The 24,981-nt window shown below is 43.3% G+C and carries 19 protein-coding genes; 10 read left to right on the top strand and 9 right to left on the bottom strand.

The features are described from left to right. Positions 1-99: 99 nt before the first annotated feature. Together galT and V7K84_RS22165 are read right to left on the bottom strand one after the other, a co-directional pair. Positions 100-1,200 (bottom strand): galactose-1-phosphate uridylyltransferase, encoded by a 1,101-nt coding sequence (galT, locus tag V7K84_RS22170; protein WP_334841209.1) that lies wholly within the window; start codon positions 1,198-1,200, stop codon positions 100-102. Continuing rightward, positions 1,179-3,035: a glycoside hydrolase family 2 protein gene (locus V7K84_RS22165; protein ID WP_334841207.1), complete on the bottom strand. Its 1,857-nt coding sequence runs from the start codon at positions 3,033-3,035 to the stop codon at positions 1,179-1,181. The genes galT and V7K84_RS22165 overlap by 22 nt, the downstream gene beginning before the upstream one ends. A gap of 469 nt (positions 3,036-3,504) precedes the next feature. Here V7K84_RS22165 and V7K84_RS22160 point away from each other — a divergent pair, with 469 nt between their 5' ends. Then, entirely contained in the window at positions 3,505-3,762 is a 258-nt protein-coding gene (locus V7K84_RS22160) for a hypothetical protein (protein ID WP_334841205.1), read from the top strand. Between the two features lie 209 nt (positions 3,763-3,971). Here the strand turns inward: V7K84_RS22160 and V7K84_RS22155 are convergent, their stop codons facing one another. The 5 genes from V7K84_RS22155 to V7K84_RS22135 form a co-directional block, all read right to left on the bottom strand. Further along, on the bottom strand, positions 3,972-4,115 hold the full coding sequence (locus V7K84_RS22155; protein ID WP_334841203.1) for a DUF2934 domain-containing protein: 144 nt from the start codon (positions 4,113-4,115) through the stop codon (positions 3,972-3,974). A 371-nt stretch (positions 4,116-4,486) separates the two neighbouring features. Beyond that, on the bottom strand, positions 4,487-5,500 hold the full coding sequence (locus V7K84_RS22150; protein WP_334841202.1) for an SDR family oxidoreductase: 1,014 nt from the start codon (positions 5,498-5,500) through the stop codon (positions 4,487-4,489). 261 nt (positions 5,501-5,761) lie between these two features. After that, positions 5,762-6,637: an SDR family oxidoreductase gene (locus V7K84_RS22145; protein WP_334841201.1), complete on the bottom strand. Its 876-nt coding sequence runs from the start codon at positions 6,635-6,637 to the stop codon at positions 5,762-5,764. Between the two features lie 487 nt (positions 6,638-7,124). Then, entirely contained in the window at positions 7,125-9,353 is a 2,229-nt protein-coding gene (psaB, locus tag V7K84_RS22140) for a photosystem I core protein PsaB (RefSeq protein WP_334841199.1), read from the bottom strand. Positions 9,354-9,816: 463 nt separating this feature from the next. Further along, positions 9,817-10,059, bottom strand: a complete 243-nt coding sequence (locus V7K84_RS22135) for a hypothetical protein (protein WP_334841197.1) — start codon at positions 10,057-10,059, stop codon at positions 9,817-9,819. Positions 10,060-10,462: 403 nt separating this feature from the next. Here V7K84_RS22135 and V7K84_RS22130 point away from each other — a divergent pair, with 403 nt between their 5' ends. From V7K84_RS22130 to V7K84_RS22110, 5 genes are all read left to right on the top strand, one after another. Continuing rightward, positions 10,463-11,551: a M24 family metallopeptidase gene (locus V7K84_RS22130; RefSeq protein WP_334841196.1), complete on the top strand. Its 1,089-nt coding sequence runs from the start codon at positions 10,463-10,465 to the stop codon at positions 11,549-11,551. 5 nt (positions 11,552-11,556) lie between these two features. Next, a complete protein-coding gene (galK, locus tag V7K84_RS22125; RefSeq protein ID WP_334841194.1) occupies positions 11,557-12,636 on the top strand; it encodes a galactokinase in 1,080 nt (359 codons plus the stop codon). After that, entirely contained in the window at positions 12,626-13,024 is a 399-nt protein-coding gene (locus V7K84_RS22120; protein ID WP_334841192.1) for a signal peptidase I, read from the top strand. The genes galK and V7K84_RS22120 overlap by 11 nt, the downstream gene beginning before the upstream one ends. Before the next feature lie 153 nt (positions 13,025-13,177). Further along, a complete protein-coding gene (locus tag V7K84_RS22115; RefSeq protein WP_334841190.1) occupies positions 13,178-13,987 on the top strand; it encodes a phytanoyl-CoA dioxygenase family protein in 810 nt (269 codons plus the stop codon). 295 nt (positions 13,988-14,282) lie between these two features. After that, entirely contained in the window at positions 14,283-15,299 is a 1,017-nt protein-coding gene (locus V7K84_RS22110) for a glycoside hydrolase family 43 protein (protein ID WP_334841188.1), read from the top strand. Here the strand turns inward: V7K84_RS22110 and V7K84_RS22105 are convergent. Both V7K84_RS22105 and V7K84_RS22100 read right to left on the bottom strand, forming a co-directional pair. Next, positions 15,293-15,775, bottom strand: a complete 483-nt coding sequence (locus V7K84_RS22105; RefSeq protein ID WP_334841186.1) for a DUF4383 domain-containing protein — start codon at positions 15,773-15,775, stop codon at positions 15,293-15,295. The genes V7K84_RS22110 and V7K84_RS22105 overlap by 7 nt on opposite strands. Positions 15,776-16,031: 256 nt before the next feature. Then, the gene (locus V7K84_RS22100) at positions 16,032-16,340 is read right to left on the bottom strand and encodes a hypothetical protein (protein ID WP_334841185.1); all 309 of its coding nucleotides are present in this window, start codon (positions 16,338-16,340) and stop codon (positions 16,032-16,034) included. A gap of 1,069 nt (positions 16,341-17,409) precedes the next feature. On the opposite strand from V7K84_RS22100, the gene glf reads away from it, so the two are divergent. The 4 genes from glf (at position 17,410) to uvsE (ending at position 24,735) form a co-directional block, all read left to right on the top strand. Next, entirely contained in the window at positions 17,410-19,845 is a 2,436-nt protein-coding gene (glf, locus tag V7K84_RS22095) for a UDP-galactopyranose mutase (RefSeq protein WP_334841183.1), read from the top strand. 310 nt (positions 19,846-20,155) lie between these two features. Further along, positions 20,156-22,363: a family 1 glycosylhydrolase gene (locus V7K84_RS22090; RefSeq protein WP_334841182.1), complete on the top strand. Its 2,208-nt coding sequence runs from the start codon at positions 20,156-20,158 to the stop codon at positions 22,361-22,363. A gap of 175 nt (positions 22,364-22,538) precedes the next feature. After that, a complete protein-coding gene (gene galE, locus V7K84_RS22085; protein WP_334841181.1) occupies positions 22,539-23,525 on the top strand; it encodes a UDP-glucose 4-epimerase GalE in 987 nt (328 codons plus the stop codon). A 253-nt stretch (positions 23,526-23,778) separates the two neighbouring features. After that, positions 23,779-24,735 carry a UV DNA damage repair endonuclease UvsE gene (uvsE, locus tag V7K84_RS22080; protein WP_334841179.1) on the top strand — a complete coding sequence of 319 codons (957 nt, stop codon included), beginning with the start codon at positions 23,779-23,781 and terminating at the stop codon, positions 24,733-24,735. Positions 24,736-24,981 lie beyond the last annotated feature (246 nt).

The following is a 24,981-nucleotide window of genomic DNA, read 5'->3' as shown; positions in this document are numbered from 1 at the left end:
CCTATTCACAGGCGGATAATAGTACGGAATCAGAGTTTGAGACAGCAGCGACCAACACACTTTATGAAATGTACCTTTTTTAAGTTCCCTATTTTCTCTTTATGCGGAAATCGGCATTGCAATATCTACAGCCACAGCTTGTAGCTCTTTCGCTTTCTCCTCTGGTAAAGCATCATTGGCAAACATCCCGGCTGCGAGTTCGGTTCCTGCCAGATACTTTAGCCTTTCGCTTGTCCGATATGGTGGAAAAAACTCGGCGTGTAAATGCGCTTCGGGATGCGCTAAACCGTCAGTCGGTGATTGGAACCAAGCCATCAAGTAAGGAAACGGGCGATTCCACAAGCCGTCATACTTGAGAGTGACAGTTTTTAACGCTTTAGCAAGTCCCCAACGTTGCTGTGGGGTAAGATCCATAAAAGTGCCAACTGGTTCTTTAGGAGCAATCCAAACTTCATAGGGGTAACGAGCGCATACCGGGACAAATGCGATCGCATACTCATCTTGATAAATAATCCGTCGATCGTCTGCAATCTCCTTCTGAATCAAGTCTTGCAGTAAACCCCGCTGATGTTTGTCATAATACTCCTGCTGCATTGTCAGCATTCGCGCTGGAACAGGCGGTATAAAAGGATAGGCGTAAATTTGCCCGTGGGGATGGTGCAATGTTACACCTACCTCTACACCTTTATTTTCAAAGGGCAGCACATATTGAATTTCAGGATTTAGTCCGAGTTCGCGGGTGCGATCGCCCCACACTTCCAATAGCAAATCTAGATGATCCAACTCTAAAGAACTCAAGGAGGCGCTGGCATCTTGAGTAAAAACCACTACCTCACACGCTCCATTAGCTGGTAACGTTTCCACGATGGTATCAGGTGGATTGTTTGCTGTCAGACTCATTGAGGGAAAGCGGTTATCGAACACTGCCACGTCATACTTACCTTGGGGTAGTTCCGTTGGGAACTCAGGGTTGGTGGTAGGTGCGAGGGGATTATATTCTGGGGGCGGCATGAATGTCCGCCCTTGACGGTGACTAGCATAAGCTACCCATTCCCCCCGCAAGGGGTGCCAGCGCAAGTGGGGATTAGCTTGCACTGGCTCATTACTAGGGCTAGGGGCTTCTAACTGACTAGTAATTGGGTAGCGACTGTATAACTTTAGTTTGCGTCCGTCGGGCTTTAACAGCTTGTGGGAGTACATAAACCTTGTCCTGAGAGGGTTGCTGCGCGGATTGCCTGAATGGGAAATTTCGGCGTGCGATCGCCATACAATAAACCGTTAGCTTCTTGAAAGGTATCTGTTAATTGGGTGTAACAGAATCCGCTAAATAGCTCAATGTTATTAACGGTTTCCAAGATAGCCGCGTATTTCATTTGTAATTCGGAGATATTCGAGCAGTTTTCATATCCCCAAGCTTGATCGGCATTAGGTTGGTCAACAGGGGCATAAGCAATACCACCAAACTCGGTCAACATTACTGGTTGTCCCTGGTGGGGATAGTTATCCAACGTAAGAATACGCCCCCCAGGACGGCTACGCTCAAATAGATCCGATATCTGAATATCCGGTCTGTAACGATGGGCTAATCGCTCAGGGTGGCGGTCATAGTCGTGAATAGCGAGGATGTCGGTATCTGTACTTTCCCAACCATCGTTACCAATTACTGGGCGAGTCGGATCGAGAGTCTTAGTCAGATGATACATTGCCAATACGTAGTTACGATGAGCCGCAGTCTCAGTCAAATTTGGCACACCCCAAGATTCATTAAACGGCACCCACGCCACAATACAAGGATGGCTGACATCTCGCTTGATGATTTCCGTCCATTCACGGGTCATCCGTTCCACGGCTTTCGGGGTGAAGCGGTAAGCACTGGGCATCTCCTCCCATACTAACAATCCTAAAACGTCTGCCCAATATAAAAAGCGGGGGTCTTCAATTTTTTGGTGTTTGCGTACTCCGTTAAAACCCATAGCTTTGACGAGTTCTACATCACGCCGCAATGCTTCGTCACTGGGTGGAGTCATTAATGTCTCCGGCCAATACCCTTGGTCGAGAACTAGCCGGAGATAGTAGGGGCGACCGTTGAGCATAAAGCGATCGCGCTGAATGCTAACAGTCCGCATCGCTGTATAAGATTGCACTTCATCTAAAAGACGATCGTTATGCCATAGCTGAATTTGGGCATCTATCAGCGTCGGCTTTTCTGGACTCCACAGTAATTCATTACGGCAGTCGTCAATACCCGGATCGCTCAGAACAATGCGACGGCAAATTTCCCCATTGAATACTTCATAAGTATCGCTTGCTAACACGCGATCGCCAGCGCTGAGTTTAATTTTAATTTGGACACCTGAAGTAGGTAAATTACCAGCCAGCCCAATTTCAAACCCAATTTCCCAGCGTTCGCAGTCGGGAATCCAACGAAGATTACCGATATAAGTCTCACCTACGCGTTCCAGCCAGACTGTCTGCCAAATACCGCTCGTGCGAGGATACCAAATACTATGGGGTTTCAATTGCCAATCCTGTTTCCCACGAGGTTTGGCGAGGTCGTGCGGATCGTCTTGCGCCCACACTGTTACCTTGGTTGTACCGCTGTCATTTAAGGCATGGGTAATATCGAGACTGAAAGAGGTGTGTCCGCCTTCATGCTCGGCGATGTATTTATCGTTTACCCACACACGAGCGCGATAGTCCACAGCGCCGAAATGTAAGACTAATCTACCGTCCCCTGGTGGTGTTTCAAATTCTCGCTCGTACCAGCAGTTTGGATGAAACCCGCGATCGTTAATCCCACTTTTGGTAGATTCGGGCGCATAAGGAACTTCTATATGATGAGACCATTCGCTAAAATCGCTAGGTTCGACACATTTTCCTTGGTCATCAAATGCGAATTTCCACAGCCCATTTAAAGTTTGCCAGTGCGATCGCTTTAACAATGGTCGGGGGTGCGCTGCTGTTAAGTCCACAAAGTTACTATCAGTTTTAGAGGCTAATTTAACCTCAGTATTTTCCAAGTCTAACAATTTCATCAAATTTCCTCCTTATCCATAACTCAATCAACCCCTGCTATAGATTAAATCCAGACCCCAATATTGGATTACCGGATATAGCATGAGTTTTTATCCGATCGATGAACGACGGATCGAGCTAGCAGCATTATATTTTTTTGTAGTCAATACTGATACCTCCGCACTTCAGTGCGGAAGTATAACAATAAGTTTATGTACCCCTAGCTCGTGACATTATGGCATATACATTACTAATCTTTGCCAGGTTATCTAAAAAAAAAGCATTAAATTTAGGTCGCTAATAACTATCATAAATCTGTTACAGGATAAAGTGGTTGTCATGAAAATTTTATTTATATTGTTTAAGTAAATGTTTTAAAATCCTTTATTAGTCAATAATCATTAGCAAACAAAAGGAAAATTACTAAAATCAGATTATATCAGGGAATAACGGAACCATCCATTTAATATTGCTAGATAGATAGCATTTTTGCCTACAATCACGCCAATTCTGAAGATAAAGTCAAGTTTGCCAGTGCAAGTGCAACTGATTTGCTTGAAGAAGAATTCAGCTATTCTGAATTCAGGAGTCAGAATCAATCAGTCGGGGATTCAGACCGCGCAGGAATTGTTCGCGCTTGCGTCTCGTAGAGAAGACCACCAAATTGGGAATTTGGTGGGGGTGCAAAAACGCCGATTATTCATCCGCTTTTTCGGTCAGAAAACATTGCTGAATTCTGACTTCTGACTCCTGAATTCTGTTCGATAAATGCTTGGTGACATCAATTAAGGGTGCGAATGATTAGTATCGCAAGAGACACTCCAAAAACACTTGTATGTGTGGCATTCTACGCGCTACATCTTAGATACTTACTTCTGTAGAAAATAGCTCAAACCCTTATCAATCAAGTAACGGCTGCTAACAGTTACTTTCAGAGCTTAATTTAGCGAATAAAGTTAAATTTTAAAATTTATCAACTCATTTTCAGCCTGAAACCAATATTCTACAGACTTGCCATTTGGATAGCCGATTTTTTGCCAGAATTCATAAGCTTTCAAACGGATTTTAAAAGTGTACTGCACTAGACTTGAAAAAGCCATTATTTCCAAATAGAAATTAAGCATGAGTGAGGGGCAAACAGCAACTTCACACAATACAAACATAATGTTGAGTATCATGCGATCGCTACCTTAGCTCTACTATTCAATTTGGCATTATTGTTATCACTCAATTGGAAAGTGAATTAATGCCTCTAGCAGGAATGGCACTAAGTTAAGCTAAAAGGTAAGCGGCGTAGGGATGCTCCAGGGGCAGGGGAGCAGGGGGGCAGAGGGGAATTTCTAAATATCTGAACGCAATGCCTAAAATTTCTTCTTTCTCCGCCGCTCCTGTGCTCCTCTGCACCCCTGCTGCCTCAACGATTTTCCCTTTTCTTAGTGCCATTCGCCTCTAGCAGTTATAGCAAGTGAACTTAAACCGCAAACGATGTAAACCACCAGATTAAGGTGCTAAGACCAACAACAATAATGGTTGTGGTAACAGGATGCTTCTCAGCCTTCACGTAGAGGCTGCCCGATCGAATCCAACCTTGGTGAGTCCCCCGCTCATGCATACCGTAGCCAGCTCGATAGAGTGCATTGTCTTCTCGATCGCGCGAGGGGCGATCGGATTGTTGCGAGGGAAACGCCCAAAGCTCTATCAACTTGTCCGTGAGCCGTGGTGAAATGCCAGCTAACACCGCCAGAGCCTTGGCTTGAAAACCGACGAACATATCTCGTTTCGGATGTTCTGCGGCATACAAAATTGCTTCAGCGACCGCTTCGGGTGGGTAGATCATGCCGCGATGTGCGGGTTGTTTTGGCATGTAGCTACGGGCATGTTCGTTGTATGGAGTGTCAATCCGTCCGGGGTGAATCAATGTTACTGATACAGGAGCGCCTTCAGCCTCTAACTCTGTTCGCAGAGCATCTGTCCAACCATGTAGCGCATGTTTTGCAGCCGAATAGGTTGACTGAACCGCCACCGCTCGATCGCCCAGAAAGCTGCCAACATTGATTAACGCCCCACTGCCGCTTTTGCGCTGTTTGAAATGGTTTACAGCAGCGCGAGAGCCATAGACAACGCCCCAAAAGTTCGTGTCAAACATCCGTTTCATATCGGGGATTGAAACATCCATACAACGACCAAAGATCGATACGCCTGCATTGTTAACCCACGTATCAAAACCGCCAAATTCAGCGATCGCTTTTTCGGCGATGCGATTCACATCTTCTTCTTGCCCAACATCAGCTACGACATAGATCGCCTGCCCACCTTTGCCACGAATTTCATCAACCAGTTGGCGGAGAGCATCTTCATTTCGTGCAGCCAGGACAAGCTTTGCACCCTGTTTTGCCGCCATTCTAGCGGTTACTAAGCCAATACCACTAGAAGCACCTGTAATGACAACAACTTGGTTTCGGAGAGGTTTCAGGGAAATAGCCATAACTTTTCATTCAAACAAGATTTTTGTACGTTTATCTGTTATTGGGCATAAAGCAGAATGTCAGAGTACAGCTTTATGCTGATAGATAGTCTGCCGAGAACTTGAAGGCGTGAGACTTTTTTAAAGGTAATGGTATTGACTTGGATTTCGCCCCACTAAATTGATTTGAAAGCACATTCTCGGCAGATCCGCAAATGCCTGGGCAGGTTTAGCCGAAGCATCTGCAATGAGACTGATAGAAATTGGCATCAAAGCAAAGCGCTATGGAAGAACGGGCTGACCGCCAGTAACGGGAATCACCGCGCCTGAAACATAACTGGCTTCGGAAGAAGCTAGCAGCACATATACCGGTGCAAGTTCGCCTGGCTGTGCGGGGCGCTTTATTGGGTACTGTTGCCCGAACTGTGTCACCTGTTCCTTTGGCATAGTTGCCGGGATTAACGGTGTCCACACGGGGCCCGGTGCGACAGCGTTAACTCGGATGCCCTTTTCAGCTAGTAACTGCGCTAACCCACCAGTGAAGTTTACGATCGCTGCCTTGGTTGCCGAATACGCCAGTAGCTTCGGCTTCGGTTCGGCTGCATTGATGGAAGCAGTATTGATGATGGCGCTACCTGGTTCCATGTACGGCACTGCGGCTTTGCACAGGTAGAACATCGCGTAGATGTTGGTCTTGAAAGTGCGATCGAACTCCTCTGACGAAATCTCATCAAGGCTTTCTCGCGTCATCTGGAAAGCGGCGTTGTTAACAAGAATATCGATTTTGCCGAACTCACTTTGCGCCCGCTCAATAATCTCTTGACATTGCGCTTCTTGCTGGATATCGCCTGCAACAGCGACGCACTTACGCCCCTCTTTTTCGACGATGTGAACGGTTTCCTCTGCATCCAGTTCTTCGTTTAAATAAGCAATTAGCACATCAGCACCTTCGCGGGCGAAGGCAAGCGCCACTGCTCGACCAATGCCAGAATCGCCACCTGTGATAATAGCCGCTTTACCTTGCAGTTTTCCAGAACCGCGATAAGAATTTTCGCCATAATCTGGCTTCGGGTTCATCTGTGACTCTAGTCCTGGCATTTCTTGTTGTTGTTCAGGAAACGGCGGCTTTGGTTGTTGTTGTAGGTTCTGTGAAATCATTAACTCTCCTTTCAACTAAGTTTTGAATAAAAAAGCTAAATCAAGTAAGGCTGCTTTTGTTCAAGGGCTTGATGCAGCATTTGCTGTAGTGGTTGTCCTTTTGTGGTTCGATTATTTATTCTTTATAGTTACCAAGTAACTGTATATTACTTGACCTAACTTCTGCCTGTAGGCTGAGATTAATTCTGAGTTCAGGTGTGTTTATAAACACAAGTATGTTTAAAGAAATTGCAAGTTATCTTTAAGCGAATTTAGATTAATATTTAATTTTTGTGTTTACACTGCTGATTAGTATCAATCTCGTAAAATCGAGACTGAGGCACAAGAAAATAGTTATGTTTATTTTTATAATCATCCACAATAGAACTATGAATAAGCTTGCAATAATATCGAATGCTTTCAATTGCTTTCAATATACAAAAATCCCCCTTTAACCTGACGGTATAGAGGGGGAGATGGCTAAGTCAGAGGATATCTATCAAAAACTTCAACCAAATTTACTAGCAGTTGAAGCTATCAGGAATGCTCCATAGGTAAGGATGTAGCCAACTGTGAAGTGAGCTAGACCTACTAACCAACCCTGGACAATAGACAGAGCAACAGGCTTATCTTTCCAACGAACTAAGTTAGCCAACGGAGTACGTTCGTGTGCCCAGACTAGAGTTTCAATTAACTCTTGCCAGTACCCACGCCAGCTAATCAAGAACATGAAACCGGTTGCCCAAACCAGGTGTCCGAAGAGGAACATCCAAGCCCAGACAGAGAGGTTATTCACGCCGTAGGGGTTATAACCGTTAATCAACTGAGCGGAGTTAGCCCAGAGGTAATCACGGAACCAACCCATCAGATATGTAGAGTTCTCATTGAACTGAGCGACGTTACCTTGCCAAACACCGAGATGCTTCCAGTGCCAATAGAAAGTCACCCAACCAAGGAGATTCAGCATCCAGAACATAGCGAGATAGAAAGACTGTTCCCAAGAGGAAGTTTGGCAAGTACCGCCCCGACCAGGCCCATCGCAGGGGAAGGTGAAGCCGAAGTCTTTTTTATCAGGCATCAATTTGGTACCACGAGCATCCAATGCGCCCTTGACACAAATTAAGGTGGTGGTATGCAAACCTAAAGCGATCGCATGGTGAACCAGGAAATCTCCAGGCCCAATCGTCAAGAATAGGGAGTTTGTGCCAGCGTTGATCGCTTCTGTCCAGCCTGGCAACCAAGTGTTACCGTAGTTGGGCCAAGCTGTGTAGGCAATGCTATCTGGGTTGGATAATAAAGCATCCATCCCATACAGTAGTTTCCCGTGAGCAGATTGGATGAATTGAGCAAACACTGGCTCAATCAAAATTTGCTTTTCAGGAGTACCAAAAGCAACTACAACATCGTTGTGGACATATAACCCCAGAGTGTGGAAGCCTAAGAATAACGATACCCAACTCAGGTGAGAAATAATCGCTTCTTTATGCTGAAGTACACGCTCAAGTACGTTACCCTTATTCTGCTCTGGGTCGTAATCCCGAACCCAGAAGATACCGGCATGGGCGAACGCACCAATCATCAAGAAACCAGCGATGTACTGGTGATGAGTGTATAGTGCCGCCTGTGTTGTGTAGTCCTTACCGATGAAGGCGTAAGGAGGCATTGAGTACATGTGCTGTGCTACTAACGATGCAGCAGTACCCAACGCTGCCAAGTGTATAGATAACTGGAAGTGCAGCGAGTTATTATAGGTGTCGTACAGCCCTTGGTGCGGTAAGTTGAACTGACCTTCGGTTTGAATGCCAAAGAATTTTCTGGAGTTGAGCATCTCTTTGATGCTGTGACCAATCCCGAAGTTAGTCCGGTACTGATGACCGGCAACTATAAAGATAACTGCGATCGCTAAATGGTGATGAGCCATATCGGTCAACCATAGCGATTCAGTCTGGGGATGGAAGCCACCCAAAAAAGTCAGAATAGCTGTCCCTGCCCCTTGAGATGTGCCAAACAGATGTCCTGCTGTATCAGGATTCTGGGCATATACACCCCAGTCACCCCTCCAGAAAGGTGCTAAACCTGCTGGGTGAGGTAAGGTAGTCAGAAAATTATTCCAACCAACATGCTGACCGCGAGATTCGGGAATGGCAACGTGAATAAGATGTCCAGCCCAAGCCAGAGAGCTAACACCAAACAAACCTGCTAAGTGGTGATTCAGACGAGGTTCAGCACTCTTGAACCAAGCCAAGCTGGGACGATACTTGGGTTGCAAGTGCAGCCAACCAGCAAACAAGAACAATGCTGCTAACAGCAACAAGAACACTGAACCTTGGTAGAGGTCATTGTTTGTCCGCATTCCAATGGTGTACCACCAGTGGTAGACACCAGAGTAAGCAATGTTAACAGGATTAGTAGCACCCCCTTGGGTAAAAGCTTCTATTGCTGCTTTACCGAAGTGAGGGTCCCAAATCGCGTGGGCGATTGGACGAATATGTAGCGGATCTTTAATCCACTGTTCAAAATTACCTTGCCAAGCTACGTGGAACAATAGACTAGATGCCCACAGAAATATGATTGCCACGTGACCGAAATGAGTAGCGAAAATCTTTTGGTAAAGATTTTCCTCGGTCATGCCATCATGGCTTTCAAAATCATTTCCCGTAGCCATCGCATACCAGATCCGACGTGTAGTCGGGTCTTGTGCGAGATCCTGGTTAAATTTAGGATATTTTGTGGCCATGCAATTTAATTACATCTCCTTAAACGCTAATCCAAGTTGCTAGTTCTAACGAGTCAGCAACTTTTTACAATTGAATCAGCACCCTTTCAGCCTTGGATTGGAGGTCAATCTAAATAGCAAAAGCTGATGAGTATTGAAGATAAAACAGGCTTAATTATTAGACTCACATCATTAGGCGGGATGATGCAATTCATTTCCATAGAAGTAATAAACTAATTAATGACTACCATTTCCATCTAACTATCGGACGATATTTGTATTAAATGAATTTGTAGTCTTAAATACAGCCTCAAAGCTACAAATTTTAGTAAATTTTTTATTAAAATGAGCTTAAAATTTTGTAACTACGTGACATAATAATTTTTTTAGCAAAATAAAAAATTAAGCTCAAGTTTATCTACCTATTGGTAAGCCTGGATACCAATAGTTTGTACTTTTTGTGGGATTAAATTAGGTGAACTAGTCAGGGGTTAATAATTCCGTAGTAAAGGGCGACAACAAATAAGAAAGTAGCCAATATAACCACAGTAAACCCATAGCGAGCTAGTGGATTGGGTAAGTCCTGGTTGGTGATTACATTATCCTTTTGTACCTGAGTCATAGGCTCAGATTTATCAGGTTCTTGAGCATTCATGTCGTTAGGTGGGTTCTCTGGCAGGGGAACATGATTCTCTGTTATTTTGTTTTGAGTCTCTTGGGATTTCATGGGCTTTTTTTGATGTCTTTGTAGCTACTGCGCTTTTATAATTTCAAAAATTTACTGACGATTACATCGTTCTTGAGAACTACCTTGGCTCAATGTGCCATTCACCTAGAGGGGTTAGTCGATGTGAAGTTGATCTGTAATTACAAATACACTTTTCTAAGCAACTGGATTAAATTTAAATTTTTGAGTTTTTAGAAAATTACAATTGGGCGAAGTGAGTATATTTACTAATGATGCTTTACCAGAGAAGAAGGCGAAGGGATTATCAGTAGTGGTTGTAAATATTGAAATGCCAAACTCGATATAATACCGTAGCCACGTTTTTCTCAAACCACAGACATACGCATATAAACACAGATAAATCTCATAATTATCTGTATTCATCTGTGGTTGCTAATTTTCTATGAACGAGGAAGTCTCCAAAAAGCTAGAGTTGATCGGGCAAACCTTGTGTGAATCTGAAGTGCAAGGCGTGCGTTTGCGTGGTACAGACTGGTTTGCTTGGGCAACGGCTGGTGCTTCTAATACCGTGCTACTTACTGCTGAAACTGGCGTAGCAGAAGTATTAGTAACTACAGACGAGGCTTGGGTATTGACGGATGAAATTGAAGCCCAGCGTCTTAAGGATGAAGAACTGCCTGCTAATTTTAAGGTATATGTGAACCCTTGGGCTGATTATGCTGCCCGTGAGTCTTTTGTTCGCGATGTAACTGGCGGCGGAAAAGTAATTAGCGATCGCCCCATCTCCAATTTAGAAAAACCGTTACCCCCAACTCTGCAAAATCATAAACGGGTAATGATGTCAAGTGAATTAGAGCGATATCGTCAAGTCGGGCAAAAAGCTAGTCAGGCAATGACAGAGGTACTCAAAGCCGCCAAGCCAACTTGGACAGAATATCAGTTAGCGGGTGCAGGTGCAGAGGCATTATGGGCGCAAGGGCTGCATCCAGCGCTGACGCTGGTAGCGGGTGAGAGGCGTTTACCGCTATACCGTCATGCAACAGCCACCGGAGAACAGATTGGACAACAAGCAATGCTGGTGTTTTGCGCGAGAGGTTACGGTTTGTATGCAAATCTGACTCGATTTGTTTGTTTTAGTAAGCTTTCAGACGAACGGGCGGAATTACATTCCCATGTGCGCGAAATAGAAGCAGTAGTTTTAAATTTGTGCCAACCCGGAACCAGTCTCGATGCAGTTTATCACGCCCTAGCTCAGGCTTATGAGCAGCATGGATTTCCCAATGCCATCCGCGAACATCACCAGGGAGGAACCACTGGATATCTAGCGCGAGAAATCGTCGCCAATCCAACTACTACTGATACTTTGGCAGAAGGTATTGCTCTTGCTTGGAACCCTAGTTTAGCAGGGGCAAAGATTGAAGATACTTTTGTGATTCTCAAGGATGGAAAGTTGGAAAATTTAACTTTCGATCCAAATTTTCCTAATGTTGAGGTAGAAGGAAGGTTACGCCCTGTACCTTTGTACAATTAAAAATTATGGATTTTCAACAAGTATTTGCTAAACCACCTGAAACTCAAGCCAGTGCGCCAGGAAGAGTAAATTTACTAGGCGAACATACCGACTATAACGATGGTTTTGTTCTGCCAACTGCGATTCCTCAATCTACGACGGTAGAGCTAGGTTTGAGTAAGGATGGCCATCATCACTTTTACTCGGAAAATCTCGACGAGCAAGTGAGCATTTTAGACAATCATTCCCCGTCTGGATTTGCCAGTTATATTTTTGGCTGTATTGAAGTTTTGCAAAAAGCAGGACACACAATACCATCGCTTTCTGTATACGTCAAATCATCGGTTCCTATGGGTTCGGGTTTATCTAGTAGCGCGGCTTTGGAAGTGGCAACGCTGCGGGCATTACGCCAACTTCTCAACCTTCCCATTGATGATGTTGAAATTGCCCAATTCGCCCAGCAAGCAGAAATTCACTATGCTGGCGTGCAGTGCGGCATCATGGATCAGATGGCTTCTAGTTTGGCTGACACTGAGCATATCTTGTTTTTAGATACTCGGACTTTAGAACGCCGGGTGATGCCTTTGCCTGAAAAAGCGGAGATTTTGGTTATTGATAGCGGTGTACCTCGCACCCTTGCCACTAGCGGTTATAACCAGCGCCGGGCTGAGTGTGAAGAGGCGGCGCGATCGCTTGGAGTTAAGGCACTACGAGATATTACTGACGCTAAAGTAACAGAAAAACTACCCGAACCTCTACGGCGGCGTGCCCGTCATGTAGTTACAGAAGATAACCGCGTCTTAGAAGTATTGCAGGGAGTAACATCTGAGCGGTTTGGTGAATTGATGAACGCATCCCACGCCAGTTTGAGAGATGATTACGAAGTGTCTGTACCTGCACTGGATACATTAGTAGAGATTTTGCAGAAAACAGAAGGAGTGTTTGGTGCAAGGCTGACAGGTGCTGGTTTTGGCGGTGCTTGTGTTGCTTTGGTTAAATCAGGCCAGAGCAAAGATATTGCAACCCATATCCTTGAACAATATAAGCAAGCAGGTTACACGGGACAAATTTTGGTTCCTTCTTTGGAGTTAAGTGATGCAGCCTAAAGTTGTTTATGGAAACGCAGGCGTTGAAGGTGTAAATCGTTGGGGATGGTTCATGGGTCACTTTATCACCCCTGAAGACGATCCGCGTTCCACGGAAATGCTAGAAGTAAAATGGGCTGTTCACAAAGCAGGTGAGAGTAGAACTGAATGGGCAGTAAATAACCAAGCTGCGACGCTTTCAATTCTCATTCACGGAGAGTTTCGCCTACAATTTGAAGATAGAGAAATTTTATTATCTCGTGAAGGTGATTATGTTCTTTGGTGTGCAGGTGTGTCCCATTGGTGGGTTGCTGAGTCCGACTGTACTATTCTCACTATCAGATGGCCTTCAAAGCCGGGCGATAGTGTTGCATTGCCTGAAGCGTCAAAGAGTCAGTTTGTTAAGTAATTGGGCATAAATAATTTTAATTAATTGTTGCAGAGAATTGGTATCAGCCACTAATTTTGAAAATAGTGCGCTACTATCGACAAGCAATTAAAAAATACCCTAGAGGTCTGATATTAATACGACTCTAGTTATAAGTTGGAGAGGATAAAAAAGATGGTTCAAAGTATAGGCGGTATAGCGAAATATTCAGCTACCGACCTAGACCGATTTGCTGAAGAACTCAATAAAGACGGAATTTGTGTGATTCCCGGTGTTTTTGAGCAAAAATTAATTGACGAGTGGGCACAAGCTTTTGAAAAATTATTTCACGAGCGTCAAAATCAACCAGGTGGGTTGGCTCCTCGTGAAGTTTCCCGCTACTATCTAACCTTGCCTTGGATTTACCCATTCGCTAATGAGTTAGTTTTTGCCAATCCAGCGATCATGGGTATCCTAGCTCGCGTGTTTTACCAAGAATACGTAATGGTTCAGATGGGAGTTGATGTCCCATTCCAGGGTTCAGATTATCAGGAAACCCATCGGGATTTTCGCCCATTATTTAGCGATCGCATAGTTACACCACTTTACGCCCTCGCAGTTAACTTTCCCCTGCTGGAAGTAACCGCAGAAAACGGGCCGTTTCAAATGGCGCGTGGAACCCATGTTATCCCGCGAGAAGAGGGATTAGAAAAAGTTGCCAGTGGTGAAATTCCAATGGAATCCTTTTATATGCAGCCTGGTGACGTGATGGTGCGATCGCCTTTAGCACTACATCGCGGTTCCCCAAATCGGACAAATCACCCAAGACCGATGGTAGTTATGGGCTATGCGATGCATTGGTTGCACACACCAAAGGTAGATTTGACTCTCCCACAAGACTATTATCAAAGCCTCCCAGAAAAACTAAAGCAGATGCTACGGTGTCAGCTAGTAGAAAGCTTACCTAAGAACAAAGTCGAAACTTACGTAAATTTCAAATACTAGTTGTCTATCACACAATACAGTTCAGTTAAGGCTAAAACTCTTTGTCTTTGCCAAAGTAAATTTTTTTAACGAACCGCAAAGACGCAAAGGACGCAAAGAGAAGAAAGACATGCTTAACCTAAGCGTATTGGTCTATGGCATTAAGTCTGATAGATGAATCAATTTTCCTTCTTTCCTTCTTTCTTCTTCCTTTGCGCTCTTTGCGTCCTTTGCGGTTCGTTCTCTTATCTTTCAATAATGGGACAGACCACTAGTGGAAGAAGAATTTTTGTCATTCCATACATAAATAATTAAGATGCAAACTTATACTAATCCAGTCTACAAAGGTTATTTTGCCGATCCTTTTGTTTGGCAACACGAAGGGATATATTATGCGATCGGCACTGGCGCAGCAGAAGCAGAAGGAACGGTAGATGAAATAGCGGACGCACCAAATGTTAACTCCAATCATAAATCATGTGTCTTTCCTCTGTTACGCTCCTTCGACTTTGTAAATTGGGATTATGTTGGTAACGCGCTACAGCGGCCAGATCCCGCCCTTGGCGATAATTTTTGGGCCCCCGAAGTTGCTTACAGCGATCGCCAGTTTTATCTATACTATTCTGTAGGACATGAAGACAAGAATCATCAGTTACGTGTGGCTACAAGCGATACTCCGTTAGGACCATATCAAGATGTTGGTGAGCCAGTCGTAGATCCAAAGTCCTGTCCTTTTGCGATCGATCCGCACCCATTTCAGGATGACGATGGACAGTGGTATTTGTTTTACGCCCGTGACTTTCTGGATACATCGGATGGAGTGCGTGCTGGCACAGCATTAGTTGTAGATAAACTCCAAACCATGACTAAGCTTGCTGGTGAAGGGAAAGTGGTTTTACGGGCGCGATCCGATTGGCAACGGTTTTTAGCCAACCGTTTGATGTACGGTGAAATCTATGATTGGCATACTTTAGAAGGCCCCTGCGTTCGTAAGCATGAAGGGAAATACTACTGCTTTTATAGTGGTGGACGCTGGGAAACTGAGAACTACGGCGTAGATTATGGCGTTGCTGACAACGTGATGGGGCCTTACTCTGATGCAGGTAACGAAACCGGGCCGCGGGTGCTAAAGTCTGTTCTTAATTTTGTTAGAGGGCCGGGACATAATTCTATTGTTTTTGGGCCAGATGGTAAGACTGAGTATGTTGTCTACCATGCTTGGACGAAAAACATGGATATGCGGCAAATCTGCTTAGATATGCTGATCTGGAAACCAGAAGGGCCATCTTGCAATGGCCCTACCTGGATACCGCAGACTATCAGTAACTATTGAAGATTTTGCGATACATTAACACCGCTCACTTTAGCTGGTATAACAACGCTATAGTAGCCAGCTGCGATCGCTGCTAATGCATTAAGCAAAACATTAGCGCCGAACAATGGCATTAAGCCGAAAAATGTCTTACCCAAAGGCAACAATCCGACGATCGCCAGCAATGCATAAGAAACTGCAAAACCACGATTGAATAGACGCGCAGTGGTAGTATTGTTGTAAGAAGTAATTCCTAACAATCCTACGGCACAACGTACAATGTTATGCAAAAAGTTGGTGGGAATTGCACCAAAAATATAACCAAAACCCGCAGAATAAGCCCCAGCAGATTCATCAAGTGGAACAAAAGATTCGCTCGTTCCTGGTAATGAAACCAAAGCTGGTACAAATCCAGCTAAACCTAAAAGTAAATAAATGATTCCGATAGCCAAAGCAATGTAACGCTCGATCATTTTCGCCTGGTTAATGTTTTCCATCTTTTTTCTCTTAGTAAGTGTGTAGATGTTTACGAAATAGTAACCGCTAGCTAATAAATCATGAAAATCTAATTTTTTAATAGATGTAAATAGATTACTTCTAGCTGGTTAACTGTCTCAGCAGAATATTTATAATTCAACTTTCTCTTTCATATATTTCCCTCTATCAAAAGTAATGAATACTATCTTAAGCAAGGCTTAGAGATTTGGCTGATTTCGGCTTCATGCTTTTTTCGCATTAAAAAATCTTTACTGATTAATTATTTGTATTCTTGTCATATCTCCTTGCTTTAGCAACTTCTAGAAATGGCATTTTTTGTTCATGATTTAGCATTTTATGCTGAGAAAAATTATTTAAGGGCGAATAGATATCTACTTCATATAGCCAAATCATAGTCTCATAACCAACTCGACCCATTTCTGGCTCTAAACCCATAGGCATCTCTAGCAAATAAACCCAGCTACCTGACTGAGGCCGGTAATTTTTGATGATGCCTTCTCCCCCGATAAACTCTACCTTTTGACCGCTACGAAACTTAGGTGCTGACAAAACACTTGCATTCATTACTTACAATTCCTTCGACTAATATAGGACTCATATTTGATTATTGAAAAAATTCCCCATAGCTCAAAGAGGTTTCTTGGCTATTCCCTGTTGCCTTCCTGCGCGAACAGAAATCAAATCAGATTGCTCTATGGTGATAACTAAGGTTGTAGCTAATATAAAACTTGTGATTATCTGTCATAGGTTTCAATGTATTCTCTGTCAGTCGTTTTAAGATTAAGTTTTAGTTTTTATACCTAAAGTCATAATTTGAACTGAACAAATTAAATTTTTTAGAGTAAAAAGCTTCCAGCGCTACCTATTTATTTGAAAACTCTGAGATAGAAAAACACGATCGCTTCTAATGGAGCGATCGCGTGAGGTTTATGAATTGAATTACAACCAATGTTACAATGTTATACATAGCCAAAAGGCTTTTAACCTACCCAAGGTTGAGAGAACAGATATATCATTAGGGTGAAAATTATAATACTTGTTTCTAATAAACCAACAATAAAATAAATTACTTCATTTACTATGGTTTATAAAATAATTGTTACAGCAACAAGTCTTCAGAGTCACAAATTAATATTTATTTTGTAAAAAATAATGCTGCTTAATACTTAAAAAAGAATCAATTTATATATTCTTAGGGTTAAATATTTAATATGAATAAAAAAATCAGGTAATAAATAAACTGATTTTATTAACTTTAATATTAATAATAATTATTTTAATGAGCTTATGTACAAAACCGAACAGACAAACATAAATATATTTGCATGGTATTATAAATATCCCAGATCGCGTTACATAAATTAATACTGAATTTTAGATATTCATAAAAATATAGTGCTTAGGACTTAATAAAAAAACTAACTTTATATTTATTTGGGTAGATGAAAAAGTTAGATATAAAACAGTACATTATTATTAATGCAACCAAGTATTTCTTATACCGATTCGATATTGAAAAGCAGCAAAATATGTTGCAAGCTTTTGCATGATAGTAAGCTTGGTGCTGCCTTACAAAGAAAAGGTATTAACGTTTGGCTAGTCAGAATTAATAATTTAAATAATGAGACGAACTATGACAAGTGAAAAATCTCAAGTCAAAAACAACGGTGTCAGCAATGTTATTTCGCCGAAGCAGCGTAAAACAAAGCGATCGCAGTTAGCCCAAACGCAATCATCGAGTCCGTCACGGTTGAATTTAACTTCGTCTAACAAAAAAGTTCAATCAACAGAAACCTTTAAAGACACACCTGATATAGTTTGCTTATCTCATTTGCGTTGGAATTTCGTTTATCAAAGACCACAACATCTTCTTAGTCGTTGCGCCCAAGGAAAGCGAGTGTTCTTTATTGAAGAGCCAATTTTCTCTGAAGAACCCTTGGCAAGCTTAGATGTAAATGAAGATTCTAATGGAGTAGTTGTGGTTGTGCCACACCTACCACAAGGTTTAAGTGAAGAAGCAATAAATGCAGATTTACAAGTATTAATAGATAGTTTGTTTGCAGAACATAATATCAACAAGTACATTTGTTGGTATTACACACCAATGGCGATCGCGTTTACCCGCCACTTGCAACCCCAAGCCGTGGTATACGATTGCATGGATGAATTGTCAGCATTCCAAGGAGCATCACCCACTTTAAAGAATTACGAAGCCGAACTATTCAGCCGTGCAGACTTAGTATTTACAGGGGGACAAAGCCTTTACGAAAGTAAGGTGAACCAGCACCCCAACGTTTATGCCTTTCCCAGCAGTGTAGATGTCCCCCACTTTGGCCAGGCGAGAAATATTCAAGAACCAGAAGATCAAGCTCATATTCCTCATCCTCGTCTTGGTTTCTTTGGCGTAATTGATGAACGGATGGATATCGAACTGCTTGCTGGTATTGCTGAAGCACGTCCCGACTGGCATTTAGTAATTATTGGGCCAGTTGTCAAAATCGATCCAGCAAATCTGCCACAGCATGAAAATATTCATTATCTCGGTGGCAGAGATTATAAACAACTACCTGCCTATTTAGCAGGCTGGGACTTAGCAATGTTGCCGTTTGCGCGTAACGAGTCAACACGTTTTATTAGCCCTACCAAAACTCCAGAGTATCTTGCAGCAGGTAGACCTGTAGTATCTACCTCAATTCGGGATGTGGTGCGTCCTTATGGAGAATCAAAACTGGTGCGAATTGCAGATACAGTTTCTGAGTTTGTTACCGCCGCAGAACTTGCAATGCAAGAGGATACCCCAACCTCAGAATGGTTGAGTCGAGTAGATGTCTTTTTAGAAAAGATTTCTTGGGATCGCACTTGGGCATCAATGATGAAGCTGATTGACTCTGCCATTGCCGCCCGTAATGGTGAAGACAAAGCTAACTCCACAGGTGCAGCTGGTAAACAAGCACCAAATATCATTACCAGAGATTTTGTCTTCGATTACTTAGTTGTCGGCGCTGGTTTTTCTGGTAGCGTCATTGCAGAACGTTTGGCAACTCAAGGTAAAAAAGTGCTGGTTGTAGACAAGCGCAACCACATAGGCGGCAATGCCTACGATCATTACAATGATGATGGCGTTCTCGTACACAAATACGGCCCCCACATCTTTCACACCAACTCCCGCGAAGTCTTTGAATACCTCTCACGCTTTACTCAGTGGCGGTCTTACGAACATCGCGTCCTTGCCAGTGTAGACGGGCAACTTGTCCCGATTCCGATCAACCTCGACACCATCAACAAGCTGTATGGCATGAATCTCAACTCATTTGAGGTGGAAGAGTTTTATAAATCGCTTGCTGAACCCGTAGAATACATCCGCACTAGTGAAGATGTGGTGATAAGCAAAGTTGGTCGAGTACTGTATGAAAAGTTTTTCCGAAATTATACCCGTAAGCAATGGGGACTTGACCCATCAGAACTTGATAAATCAGTAATTGCCAGAATTCCCACACGGACTAATCGTGATGATCGCTATTTTACCGATACTTACCAGGCAATGCCACTCCACGGCTTTACCCGGATGTTCGATAATATGCTAAATCATCCGAACATCAAGGTAATGCTTAACACCGATTATCAGGAAATTCAAAAAGCTATACCTTGCCGCGAGATGGTATATTCCGGGCCAGTTGACGAATACTTTGATTATCGCTACGGCAAATTACCTTATCGCTCGCTTGATTTCAAGCATGAGACGCACAACACGAGTGTGTTTCAAAAAGCGCCAGTAATCAATTATCCCAATGAACAGCTTTATACTCGTGTGACAGAGTTTAAATACTTAACTGGTCAAGAACACTCTAAAACTAGTATTGTTTACGAGTTTCCGAAAGCTGAGGGAGATCCTTATTATCCCGTACCACGTCCTGAAAATCAGGAAATTTACAAGAAATATAAGGTGTTGGCAGATGAAACTCCAGGGATCTATTTTGTAGGACGATTAGCGACCTACAAGTACTACAACATGGATCAATGTGTTGCTCAGGCTTTGTCTGTGTACAAACAAATTGCGGTTAAGGCTTAAATAATTCGTAATTCGTAATTAGGACTGCTCTGTATTTATTAAGGTGCGTTATGGACATTAGTGCTAACGCAACGCGATGTGCGACTTATTCCTGGAACCCCTCTCCAAACCTCTCCCCGAAACGGAGAGAGGCTTTCATTCTTGCTCCCCTTCCCTTGTAGGGAAGGGGTTGGGGGGTTAGCTTTGAAAGAAAGTTGCACACGGCGTAACGCACCGAAAATTTAGGATGGTGCGTTAGCCTCCGGCATAACACACCCTACAAAACTGAAAAAGAACCCATCAAATAAAATATCAACTTGAGTTGTAAATTATGACTTCTGCTTTCAACTCAACACTCAACACTAACAAAGCACAACTTCCCGTAGAAGTTTGGGCTGGTGTCGAGTGTACGGTTAATCGTGTGGGTGAAGAGTATCTCGATCAGTTAGAACGCAATGGTCATGCAACCCGCTTGGATGACCTAGATTTATTCGCTGAACTTGGCATACACGCCATCCGCTATCCAATACTTTGGGAGCGGATAGCGCCCAACGGTTTGGAGAATGCTGATTGGTCGTGGGCAGATGAACGGCTGGAGCGTTTGCGCGAACTCGGAATCTGTCCAATTGTGGGATTAGTGCATCATGGCAGTGGGCCGCGTGATACCAGCTTAGTAGATCCAGAATTTCCTGAGAAACTAGCGGTGTTTGCTCGTGCGGTTGCAGAACGCTATCCTTGGGTTACACATTACACACCCATCAACGAGCCACTGACAACAGCACGATTCAGTGGGATGTATGGTCACTGGTATCCTCACGGTCGAGACGATTTAACTTTCGCCCGTGCTTTGTTAGGAGAGTGTAAAGCGATCGCTCTTTCGATGCAAGCAATCAGAGAAGTCAATCCCAACGCTCAACTCGTACAAACTGAGGATTTGGGTAAAACTCATAGTACGCCAAAGCTGGCTTATCAAGCAGAATTTGAAAACGAGCGTCGTTGGTTAAGTCTTGATTTATTATGCGGTCGAATCAACCCAACTCATCCCATGTGGGATTACCTGCGCGACTGTGGCATTAGCGAGACTGAACTTGAAGAATTTTTACAATATACCTGTCCGCCTGACATTATTGGCATTAACCATTACCTGACAAGCGAGCGCTTTTTAGATGAAAATCTAGAAAACTATCCAGCTTGGACGCATGGTGGTAATGGCCGGGACAAGTATGCAGATGTAGAGGCAGTGCGAGTTTGTGCAGAGGGTTTGGCAGGGCCGCGAACATTGCTCAAAGAGACATGGGAACGTTATAAACTGCCCCTTGCTGTGACTGAAGTTCATTTGAGTTGCACTCGTGAGGAACAACTACGCTGGCTCAATGAAGTGTGGAATGCAGCGCAAGAATTACGAAACCAAGGTGCAGATGTTCGTGCTGTGACTGCTTGGGCACTTCTCGGCAGCTACGATTGGAATAGTTTAGTGACTCGCTCCGCAGGATACTACGAGTCAGGTGTGTTTGATTTGCGATCGCCACAGCCTAGACAGACTGCGATCGCCAAGATGGTGCGAGATTTAGCCACTGGGCATAAACCCAACCATCCACTACTTGATACACCAGGATGGTGGCATCGAGAAGAGCGCCTATTATACCCAGCCGTCAGTTGTCGCATATCTCCCCCATCTATCCCGTTTTCCTCCCCTGCTTCCAATCGTCCCCTAGCGATCGTGGGAGCCACAGGAACACTAGGCAAGGCTTTTGCTCGGTTGTGTCAAGTGCGAGGAATTTCATATTGCCTGCTCAGACGCCAAGATATGGACATTGCCAATCCTGCTTCCGTCAATAAAGTACTTGCCGAGTTGCAACCGTGGGCCGTTGTTAATGCTGCGGGATACGTCCGGGTGGACGATGCCGAACGCGAACCCGATGTTTGTTTGAAAGTAAATGCTGAAGGGGCAGCGATTTTAGCTGCTGCTTGCGCTCAACATAATGTGGCACTGGTAACTTTCTCTTCAGATTTGGTATTCGATGGTACTGAGTCGAATCCTTATGTCGAAACTGATACCGTTGCGCCCCTCAATATATATGGGTGCAGCAAAGTTTTGGCAGAAAAGCTAGTATTGCAGGCTCATCCGGCATCACTAATGATTCGCACCAGCGCATTTTTCGGCCCGTGGGATGAATACAACTTTGTCACGATCGCTCTACGTCAGCTTAGTGCTGGTAATACTTTTGTTGCAGCCGAAGATGCGATCGTTTCGCCTACTTATGTACCCGATCTTGTTCATGCCAGCCTTGATTTATTGATTGATGGCGAAAAAGGTTTGTGGCATTTGGCTAACAAGAGTGCTGTCGCTTGGGCTGACTTGGCACGATTAGCGGCGAAAAAAGCAGGTGTGAGTGTCAGCAGTCTAATTGCTCTTCCTACAGAAGAACTTGGTTTCATTGCTCCCCGTCCAGCTTACAGCGTTCTTGGTAGCAATCGAGGTGAATTAATGTCACACCTTGACAATGCAATTTCTCGCTACTTGGAAGAAAGAAGTTAGTAGTCTGACTGGCAATCTAATTATTAAGGGGAGCAGGGGAGGCAGGGGAGCAGGGGGAAAATTATTAACTCCTAACTCCTAACTCTTAACTCCTAATTCCTAACTCTTTACTCTGCACTCAAAACTGTTTTGCCCAATTCCCCATTCGCAATTCCCAATTTCCCATCGCAAAATTATGTCAACTATTTTAGTAACAGGAGGAGCCGGATATATTGGCTCCCATGCTGCATTAGCTCTGAAAAACGCAGGTTATGAAGTAATCGTTTTAGATAATCTGTCGAACGGACATCGAGAACTTGTAGAAGAAGTTTTACAGGTAAAATTGATTGTTGGAGATATGAGCGATCGCACTCTTCTCGATGACATATTTTCAACTCACAATATAGAGGCAGTAATGCATTTTGCTGCTTATATCGCAGTGGGTGAATCTGTCACCGATCCAGCCAAATATTACCAAAATAATGTTGCAGGCACTCTGACACTTTTAGAAGCAATGATTGCTGCATCAGTTAATAAATTTATCTTTTCTTCTACTTGCGCTCTTTATGGTGTACCAAAGTTCGTTCCTCTTACCGAAGATCATCCACAAGATCCCATTAGTCCCTATGCTACTAGCAAGTGGATGGTAGAACGAATTTTATCTGATTTTGATACAGCCTACAATTTGAAGTCTGTACGTTTTCGCTATTTTAATGCCGCAGGTGCTGACCCTAATGGGTTGCTGGGTGAAGACCACGAACCTGAAACTCATCTCATACCATTAGTACTACTAACTGCTTTTGGTAAGCGCGAATCAATTTTGATTTTCGGTACTGATTACCCTACACCTGATGGGACTTGTATTCGGGATTATATTCATGTGACTGACTTGGCACAAGCCCATATTTTAGGTTTGGAATATCTGCTCAAAGGTGGAGAGAGTGAAGTATTTAACCTAGGAAATGGCAGTGGTTTTTCAGTCAGAGAAGTGATAGAAACTGCTAAAGAGATAACAGGCAAAGAAATTAAAATAGAAGAACGCGATCGCAGACCAGGCGACCCTCCTATTTTAGTTGGCAGCAGCGACAAAGCAACTAAAATATTGGGCTGGCATCCAAAGTATCCTAATTTGAACGAAATTATCGCCCATGCTTGGCAATGGCATCAACAACGACATAAGTAAAGACAATTTCAAACATCCTCTAAGCCTTATACCAATTTAATGTGAAGCTGCACTAAATGAGTAACTCTCAATTCTTGGCGCTCTTCTCTAACGAGACGCTACGCGATGGCGTACTTGGCGGTTCGTTTAATATTCTGTGCATCTTCATACAGAATTGGTATTAGAAATTCATTCTTTAGGTATTCGTAAGCCAATGGTAGAACTTGTTTAAATTAAAGAAGGGCTTAAAACAAGTATCAGTTAGTATTAGTTAATGAGCGTAATCGAGTTTCAAAATTTACCTAATGCACAGCAGTGCCAAAAAAGTACACTGCCCTCTTTAGGGCTAGTTTGCATCACATCGGACAAACAAGTGCGCTTTCGGACAATGACGCGCACCCGATACTTAAAACTTTCCCTTAGCGATCGCGAAAGTGCCCTGAGTGAACTGTATCGGCATAATTTACAACGCTTACATGATGCCCTCTCCTTTTGTCAGCAGAATAAAATTCAGCTTTATCGGATGTCTTCTAATTTATTTCCCCTAAGTGACTTAGAAGACAAAATCGGCGCAAATATATTAGAAGCAATGAGCGCTGATTTAGCAACAATCGGTGAACGAGCAAATGCATTGGGCATCAGAATGGTGTTGCATCCAGATCAATATGTAGTGCTAAGTTCTGATTCTCCCGAAGTGGTACAGGCAAGTATCAATAATTTAGCAGGACATGCACGTATACTTGACTTACTGGGACTACCGCGATCGCCTTGGTCATTGATGAATATTCATGGTGGCAAATCTCAACGGGCTGAACAACTAGTAAAAGTAATTTCCGAACTACCAGAAAACATCAAAAGTCGCTTGACTCTAGAAAACGATGAATACGCCTATAGTGCCGATGAGATTTTAGCAGTATGTCAGCAAGCTGGTGTGCCGATGGTATTTGATGCCCATCATCATATTTGCCACGAAAATTTGGATAGCTACGATCATCCGAGTGTAGCATCCATGTTTTACGCAGCGCGAGAAACTTGGAAAAATCCAGATTGGCAATTAGTCCATATTTCCAATGGTGAGCAAGCTTTCAATGACAGAAAACACAGCGACTTGATTACCGATATGCCTAACGTCTACTACCAAGCACCGTGGATCGAAGTCGAAGCCAAACAAAAAGAAGAAGCGATCGCACTTTTGCGTTCTTCGTGGCTAATGAACAATAGTTGTACGTAAATTAGGGACATCTAGTCTATATTCTTTGTACCTCTGCTGTTGTGTCTGCGTTAACCACAGTGAAACTTACACGTTTACAGTCTCATTCATGGTTGATGCCTCACTTCATTGTTCTATAAACCATTTTATAGAAGCTTTATTTTGAGGTAATTATCTATAGCTAAGTTGCTTATTTCTCTTGGTAGATTAAATCAAAATTCAAAAAGACCAAAATAACAATATACACAGATGAAAACTAAACTTTAA

This window comes from Nostoc sp. (assembly GCF_036917315.1).
Lineage (GTDB): Bacteria > Cyanobacteriota > Cyanobacteriia > Cyanobacteriales > Nostocaceae > Nostoc.
Note: the sequence above shows the minus strand (reverse complement) of the source record. Positions and strands in the feature narration are given on the sequence as shown.

Coding starts and splice junctions, on each gene's coding strand:
- galT (WP_334841209.1), bottom strand. CDS start 1,200: ATGTACTCCCACAAGCTGTTAAAGCCCGACGGACGCAAACTAAAGTTA.
- V7K84_RS22165 (WP_334841207.1), bottom strand. CDS start 3,035: ATGAAATTGTTAGACTTGGAAAATACTGAGGTTAAATTAGCCTCTAAA.
- V7K84_RS22155 (WP_334841203.1), bottom strand. CDS start 4,115: ATGGCTTTTTCAAGTCTAGTGCAGTACACTTTTAAAATCCGTTTGAAA.
- V7K84_RS22150 (WP_334841202.1), bottom strand. CDS start 5,500: ATGGCTATTTCCCTGAAACCTCTCCGAAACCAAGTTGTTGTCATTACA.
- V7K84_RS22145 (WP_334841201.1), bottom strand. CDS start 6,637: ATGATTTCACAGAACCTACAACAACAACCAAAGCCGCCGTTTCCTGAA.
- psaB (WP_334841199.1), bottom strand. CDS start 9,353: ATGGCCACAAAATATCCTAAATTTAACCAGGATCTCGCACAAGACCCG.
- V7K84_RS22135 (WP_334841197.1), bottom strand. CDS start 10,059: ATGAAATCCCAAGAGACTCAAAACAAAATAACAGAGAATCATGTTCCC.
- V7K84_RS22130 (WP_334841196.1), top strand. CDS start 10,463: ATGAACGAGGAAGTCTCCAAAAAGCTAGAGTTGATCGGGCAAACCTTG.
- galK (WP_334841194.1), top strand. CDS start 11,557: ATGGATTTTCAACAAGTATTTGCTAAACCACCTGAAACTCAAGCCAGT.
- V7K84_RS22120 (WP_334841192.1), top strand. CDS start 12,626: ATGCAGCCTAAAGTTGTTTATGGAAACGCAGGCGTTGAAGGTGTAAAT.
- V7K84_RS22115 (WP_334841190.1), top strand. CDS start 13,178: ATGGTTCAAAGTATAGGCGGTATAGCGAAATATTCAGCTACCGACCTA.
- V7K84_RS22110 (WP_334841188.1), top strand. CDS start 14,283: ATGCAAACTTATACTAATCCAGTCTACAAAGGTTATTTTGCCGATCCT.
- V7K84_RS22105 (WP_334841186.1), bottom strand. CDS start 15,775: ATGGAAAACATTAACCAGGCGAAAATGATCGAGCGTTACATTGCTTTG.
- V7K84_RS22100 (WP_334841185.1), bottom strand. CDS start 16,340: ATGAATGCAAGTGTTTTGTCAGCACCTAAGTTTCGTAGCGGTCAAAAG.
- glf (WP_334841183.1), top strand. CDS start 17,410: ATGACAAGTGAAAAATCTCAAGTCAAAAACAACGGTGTCAGCAATGTT.
- V7K84_RS22090 (WP_334841182.1), top strand. CDS start 20,156: ATGACTTCTGCTTTCAACTCAACACTCAACACTAACAAAGCACAACTT.
- galE (WP_334841181.1), top strand. CDS start 22,539: ATGTCAACTATTTTAGTAACAGGAGGAGCCGGATATATTGGCTCCCAT.
- uvsE (WP_334841179.1), top strand. CDS start 23,779: ATGAGCGTAATCGAGTTTCAAAATTTACCTAATGCACAGCAGTGCCAA.